4 protein-coding genes and 1 pseudogene are annotated in these 6,043 nt (G+C 67.1%); 3 read left to right on the plus strand and 2 right to left on the minus strand.

Going from position 1 to position 6,043, the window contains the following annotated elements:
• Nucleotides 1-165: 165 nt before the first annotated feature.
• The gene (locus QZY48_RS18420; protein WP_295433865.1) at nucleotides 166-636 is read left to right on the plus strand and encodes a YkgJ family cysteine cluster protein; all 471 of its coding nucleotides are present in this window, start codon (nucleotides 166-168) and stop codon (nucleotides 634-636) included.
• Nucleotides 637-747: 111 nt separating this feature from the next.
• On the opposite strand, the gene QZY48_RS18425 is transcribed toward QZY48_RS18420, so the two are convergent.
• Both QZY48_RS18425 and QZY48_RS18430 read right to left on the minus strand, forming a co-directional pair.
• Nucleotides 748-1,584 carry an SWIM zinc finger family protein gene (locus QZY48_RS18425; RefSeq protein WP_295433868.1) on the minus strand — a complete coding sequence of 279 codons (837 nt, stop codon included), beginning with the start codon at nucleotides 1,582-1,584 and terminating at the stop codon, nucleotides 748-750.
• A 2-nt stretch (nucleotides 1,585-1,586) separates the two neighbouring features.
• Nucleotides 1,587-4,679: a DEAD/DEAH box helicase gene (locus tag QZY48_RS18430; protein WP_295433872.1), complete on the minus strand. Its 3,093-nt coding sequence runs from the start codon at nucleotides 4,677-4,679 to the stop codon at nucleotides 1,587-1,589.
• A gap of 483 nt (nucleotides 4,680-5,162) precedes the next feature.
• Here QZY48_RS18430 and QZY48_RS18435 point away from each other — a divergent pair, with 483 nt between their 5' ends.
• The gene (locus tag QZY48_RS18435) at nucleotides 5,163-5,285 is read left to right on the plus strand and encodes a hypothetical protein (RefSeq protein ID WP_295433875.1); all 123 of its coding nucleotides are present in this window, start codon (nucleotides 5,163-5,165) and stop codon (nucleotides 5,283-5,285) included.
• A pseudogene (locus QZY48_RS18440) lies at nucleotides 5,282-6,043 on the plus strand (hypothetical protein); the annotation flags it as partial. The gene QZY48_RS18435 and the pseudogene QZY48_RS18440, both read left to right, overlap by 4 nt.

The raw sequence follows: 6,043 nt of genomic DNA on the forward strand, positions 1-6,043 counted from the left end.
ATAATGCAATAACAGAAATAGAAGCATTGCGGGTAGCCCGCAATGGCTATTTTAGCAGAGTTAAGAATCCGGAAAAACGCTTTCTGAAGAAAATTTATAGCCTTGTTTTCTCAGGAAAAAAATCTCGCCGGGAATTGCTGACTCCATGACGAGATCGACGCGCGTGTGCGAGACATCCGGAGGGAGCATCCCGACTGGCCGTGCGGCAAAGGCTGCGGTAATTGTTGCCGGACGCTCGCCGACGTACCCCAACTCAGGGCAGCGGAATGGGACCTGCTGCGCGCGGGCCTCGCCGCGCTCGCGCCGCCACCGCTTCAGGAAATCCGTCGGAACCTGGCGGCCTTGGTCGGCCAGCGGTCACGACCGGTTGTCTGCCCGCTCTTGGACCGGACGTCCAACGCCTGTCTGGTCTATGCCCAGCGCCCGGTGGCCTGCCGCACCTACGGCTTCTATGTACAACGTCACCTGGGGCTCTATTGCCATGACCTCGAAGCCCGCGTCACCGGCGGCGCCTTGGCCGACGTGGTGTGGGGTAACCACGCTGCCATCGATCGCCAACTCGCCGGCCTGGGCGAGCCCCGTGCATTGACCGAGTGGTTCGAGGAATGGATAGCCAACTCCCGGCAACAGGAATGATGGCGCCCCTGGTTCCTCGGCGCTGCAAGTCCCAGCCCAGCATGCGCGCCGCCCTCAGCATCACCACGAGGCGCGCCGACGCCCGACGCGCATGAGGTCTACGACAAGGGGCTATAACGCATCCTTATTCTTCGAGCGCACGCGCAGATAGACCTCCTCCATAAGCGCGATGAAGGAGCCGTCCTGGTCCCAGAACGGGGGGAAATCCCCGGCCTTTTTGACCAGAATGCCCGGCACGGCGGCCGGGGTGGCTGGTTCAATCTCAGTCGGCAGGCGTCGGCCACCCTGCCAGAAGGAGCGATAATCCGGGGGCGCGGGCGCGGGCAGCGGCCGGGTGTAGTAGCTGTCGGCGGCGACCAAGGGCAAGGCTTGATCGTCCACCACGCCAGCCAGGGCCTCGCCCAAGGGGGTACGGCTCAGTGCTTCGCGCAGGGCCGCGCGCGACAGGCCGCGCAGCTCGAACAGGAGAAAGGGGTCGTGGTCGAGTTGGGCGGCGAGGCGGTAGTAGACCCCGGCGATGTGCTTGCAGGGATTGGCGTGGTCCGGACAGGAGCAGTTGGTCAGCCGGAAATCTTTGCGGTCACGCGGCAGCAACGGGAGTTTGACGTCGGCAAAGGCCGCCTCGATGGTGTCCGGCATCTCGTTCAACAGCAGCTTGCAGACGAGCCCGGCGCGGCCCCCCAGATAGGCGATGGCCTTCTGCCAATCCGGCGCCGGGATGGGGGTCATCTGGATCTTGGTGGTGTAGCGCGGCTCCTTGTAGACCCCGTAATAGGGATTGATGTTGCCGCGCACCGTGGCCGTCACCACGGCGTCGGCGAGGTCAAATTTCAGGATGCGGCTGTCGCTGCAATAGGCGCGACCGCGGGCCAGGCGGCCGCTGTCGGTGAAGCCTTCCAGGGCCGCCAGGAAGCGTTGTCCCCACCAGGTCTTACCGGGACCGGCCATGCTCAGTCCCCCACCGCGTCACGGTTGAGACGAATCAGCGCCTTGAAGCGCTCGTTGTCCAACTGCGCCAGCCACGACTCGTCGTTGCCGACGATGGCCCCGGCCAGGGCCTTCTTGCCCTCGATCATCTCGTTGATGCGCTCCTCCAGGGTGCCCAGGGTCACGAACTTGTGGACGAAGACGTTCTTTTCCTGGCCGATGCGGAAGGCCCGGTCGCTGGCCTGATCCTCGACCGCCGGGTTCCACCAGCGGTCGAAATGGAAGACGTGGCTGGCCTTGGTCAGGGTGATGCCCACCCCGCCGGCCTTGAGCGACAGGATGAAGATCGCCGGCTCGGTGCGCGGGTCCTGGAACTGCGCAATCATCGCCTCGCGCTTGGTGCGCGCGGTGCCGCCATGCAGGTAATAGGTCTGATAGTGCAGGTCGTGCCGCAGCAGGTGATCGAGCTGGGCGCCGATCTCGGTGAACTGGGAGAAGATGAGCGCGCTGTCACCGGCCGCTATGACCTCCTCGAGCATTTCCGCAAGACGCTCCAGCTTGTGCGAGCGCGCCGGGGTGAAGGCGCTGCCGTCCTGGAGGAACTGCGCCGGGTGATTGCAGACCTGCTTGAGCCTCATCAGGGTGGCGAGCATCAGGCCCTGGCGCTCGATGCCCTCCTTCTCGTCCAATTGGCGCTCCACCTCGCGTACCACACCCTCGTAGAGCGCCGCCTGTTCCTTGCTCAGATGGCAGTATTGCAGCGCCTCGACCTTGTCGGGCAGGTCCGCGATGATCGCCTTGTCGGTCTTGACCCGGCGCAGGATGAAGGGCGCGACCAGGCGCTTGAGGGTTGCCGTCTGCACCGGGTCGTGGTCGCGCTGCACCGGGATCTCGAAGCGCTTGCGAAAGCGTGCCTGGGTGTCCAGGTAACCGGGGTGTACGAAGTTGAAGATCGACCACAGGTCGGTCAGACGGTTTTCCACCGGGGTGCCGGTGAGGGCGAGCCGGTGGCGGGCCGGGAGCTTGAACACCGCCTTACTCTGTTCGGCCTGGGGGTTCTTGATGTTCTGGGCCTCGTCCAGGACCACGCGATGCCAGTCCATGGCGGAAAACAACGTCTGGTCCTTGCGCACCAGGCTGTAGGAGGTGATGACCATCGCGTGCCGCGCGGCGCGGGTACCAAAGGCCGCCGCGTCCCGCTCCCGGTCCGGGCCATGATGGATCATGGTCGACAACTGCGGGGCAAAGCGCGCGATCTCCTTTTGCCAGTTGCCGATCACCGAGGTGGGGGCGACGAGCAGGGTCGGCGGGGGCTGGTCCGCGCCGTCGCGTTCCATGACCAGGCGGGCGATGACCTGCATGGTCTTGCCCAGGCCCATGTCGTCGGCCAAGCAGCCGTTGAGCCCCAGACGCTCCAGATAGTGGAGCCAGGCGACGCCGCGCCGCTGGTAGTCGCGCAACTCGGCCTTGAGCCCGGGCAACGCGGCGATCGGCTCCAGGCGGCTGGGGTCGTGCAGTTGCTCCAGCAGCGCGGCCAGGGCATCGTCGTGGTCGACCTCGAAGCTGTCGTCCTCGGCGGTGCGCTGCAGGAGGTCCTGCACCCGCAGCTCCGGCATCTCCTGGCCGTGCTGGTGCCAGAAGGCGAGCATCTCCTGCATCTTGTCGCGGTCGAGTTCGACCCATTGCCCGCGGAACTGCACCAGCGGCGCCTTGGCCTCGACCAGGCGCCGCCACTCGTCCGCGGTGACCTCCTGGTCGCCGATGGCGAGTTGGTAGCTGTACTGGATCAGGTTGTCGAGCGTGAGACCGCTGGTGCCGGCCGCCGCGCGGCTGGTGGACTTGCGCGGGGCGGAGCGCAGGCGAATCTTAAGCCGCCGCCGCCCCTGCGGGGTCCACCAGGCCGGGACGATGACCTTGAAGCCGGCGTCCTCCAGCACCCAGGCCATCTCCTTGAGAAACCCGAAGGCCGCATCGAGGTCCAGGGCCACCGACTGTGGTTCGGCCGTATCCAGTCCGGCCCAGAGCCTGGGATAGACCCGTGCGGCCAGGCCCAGGCTGAGCAACAGGTGCCGTTCAAAGTCCTGGCCCAATTGGCGGCGCAGCCGCGCTCGCCCCGCGGCCGGTTCGGACCAGTAGTCGGCCAGCGCCAGGCGCTGCGACGGATCATCCCGCGGGACCACGACGAACTGCAAGGCCCAGTCGTCCTGACCGCCGTCCGGCGGTTCCAGAAGTTGGAAGCCCAGGGTGCAGGCCGCGTCCTGGGCGGTGCCGGTGATGCGGGCGCGCCAGCCCTGCCATTGGCGGTAACTGTCCAGGCCCGTGCCGGGCGCCGTCAAGAGTGTCGGCGCCGGGGCGAGACAGGCCGCCAACAGGGTGCGGTCAGTCTTCTTGGTGAGCGCCGCCGGCCAGGGGGTCTGGCGCACCAGCCCATCGAGCAACACCTCGGCGCAGTGACGCAGCAGCGTCTCGCCTTGCGCCAATCCATCCAGGCCGGCGGCGCAGACGGGGGGCATGCACGCGCTGGCCTGGGCAAGCAACTGATCAAAGGGTTCCGGTGCCCACTGCCAGGCCCCATAGACCGCATAGAGCAGTGGCTTGCGCTTGCCCTTGGGGGGCGGGTCTTGGCGGTACACCAGCGCCGGGAGGTACTGATCCCGCACCAGGAGCCGCTTGAGCCCCTGGGTGAACCAATACCAGAACAGGAAGTCGCTGCCGGGCTGCACCTCCCCGGCCTGGTGCAAGGCGAGGAAATGCATGTCGCTCAACTGCTTGATGGGGTTCGCCAGACGGTAGCAGTCCAGGGTCCAGGGGTGGAGAACGGCCTGGGCTTCCAGCAGGTCGTCGGCCCAATACTTTGCCAATTGCGGTGACGGCAAGGGGGCATCCGCCGCGCTGGGCAGTTGCACGGGGTAGGTCTCGACGGCCGCGTGCGGCGCGCCCAACAGGTCCAAGAGCGCGGGCCAGTCGGCTCTTGGCAGTTGAAAGGGATGGGGCGCAATGGCGTTGGTGCGGCGCGTGGGCTGCCGCTGCGATACTTCCACCCACAGTCGTAACGCGCCCGCCTGAACGAAGGTGTCGCCGGGCTCGGGCAGCCAGAAGGCGTGGAGGACCTTCATGGCACCGGACACCCGGTCACGCGGGCGCCGCGCAATCGTTGGATGTCCGTCACCGACCGCAACAAATGAGAGGAATCGCTCGGGTGCGGGTCAAAATCGTGGTGCACGCAGGAGGCCCGGGGCTGGTCGTTCTTGGGATGTACCCATCGTACCTGAAACCGTACCCTGTCTGCCGCCATGCCGGATTTGGGCACTGGAGACTGGGGTGGCCAGTGGGTCTGACGGTGCGGCGTGCATGGCGGCGCCGACCACCGGCAGGACCTGGCAGAGGCGGGCCATGCGCAGTGACGCCGAGACCTGAATCGGTCTTCATGTCGATACCCGACACCCCAGCGCGCGATTCGGCGGTCAAGAGCCGGGTAACCGACCACGGCGTCCGCGGCGGAAGCACCAAGATTCCGCGCTAAACTGCGCCTGACCTGCGGCCAACGCGATCCGCCCGCCTCGCCCACTCCACCGCCAACCACCGTTGTTGAGCATGAGATGAGCACGATTCCAACCGCTTGCGAGACCATCATCGACCGGCCGCTCGCGGTCGCGCCGAACCGCCGCGAACCGGGCGAGTGCCTGCCGACGGTCGCCGTCATCGGCACCCTGACCACATGAAGCGCCCCAGTTACCCCTGGGCCTTTCGCCCACGGTTGCGCGCCCGCGGCTTCAGTTGGCGCGGTTCCAGTCTGGCCGCCCAACGCCTGAAGGAGGCGGTAGCGGAGATCAAGGCGGTCAGCCGACAGGACCCGCTGGTGGCGGCCGATGGGGCGATCGTCCTGATGGAGAAGCTGTGGCCGGCACTGGAGCAGATCGACAGTTCCTCCGGGGCCTTGGGTAACGCGGTCGGCAAGACCGTGCATGCGCTGCTCGACCTCCTCGTTGCGGCCCCGGCCGCCGCGGACCTGCGCGAGGACTGGCTCACGCGCCTGTGGACGGCGGTGCAAGCGGATGGGGTGGATTTCCTCACGGAGGTCAGTGAGCGCTGGGGTGAACTCTGCGGGACCCCGGCGCGCGCCTCCCAGGCGGCCGATGAACTGCGCGCGCTGGTGCAGCGCAGTTGGAGCGAGCCGCATGGGGCCTATTTTCGCGGCACCCCGGCCTGTCTGTCCTGCCTGCTGGCGGCCGGGCGTCACCAGGAACTGCTGGACCTGATCGACACTGCCCCCTTCCTCTGGTGGCACGACCGACGCTACGGCGTGCGCGCACTGACCGCCATGGGGCAGACGGACGCGGCGATCCGCTACGCCGAGGCCTCGCGGGGTTCAAACGATAGCCCCGTCGTCGTCGCGCGCGCCTGCGAGGAGATCCTGCTCGCCGCCGGGCGCTCGGACGAGGCCTACCGCCGCTATGCGCTGGCGGCCAACCCGGCCGGG

Origin of the sequence: uncultured Thiodictyon sp. (assembly GCF_903828115.1) — a bacterium.
Classification (GTDB): Bacteria; Pseudomonadota; Gammaproteobacteria; order Chromatiales; family Chromatiaceae; genus Thiodictyon.

Coding starts and splice junctions, on each gene's coding strand:
- QZY48_RS18435 (WP_295433875.1), top strand. CDS start 5,163: ATGAGCACGATTCCAACCGCTTGCGAGACCATCATCGACCGGCCGCTC.
- QZY48_RS18430 (WP_295433872.1), bottom strand. CDS start 4,679: ATGAAGGTCCTCCACGCCTTCTGGCTGCCCGAGCCCGGCGACACCTTC.
- QZY48_RS18425 (WP_295433868.1), bottom strand. CDS start 1,584: ATGGCCGGTCCCGGTAAGACCTGGTGGGGACAACGCTTCCTGGCGGCC.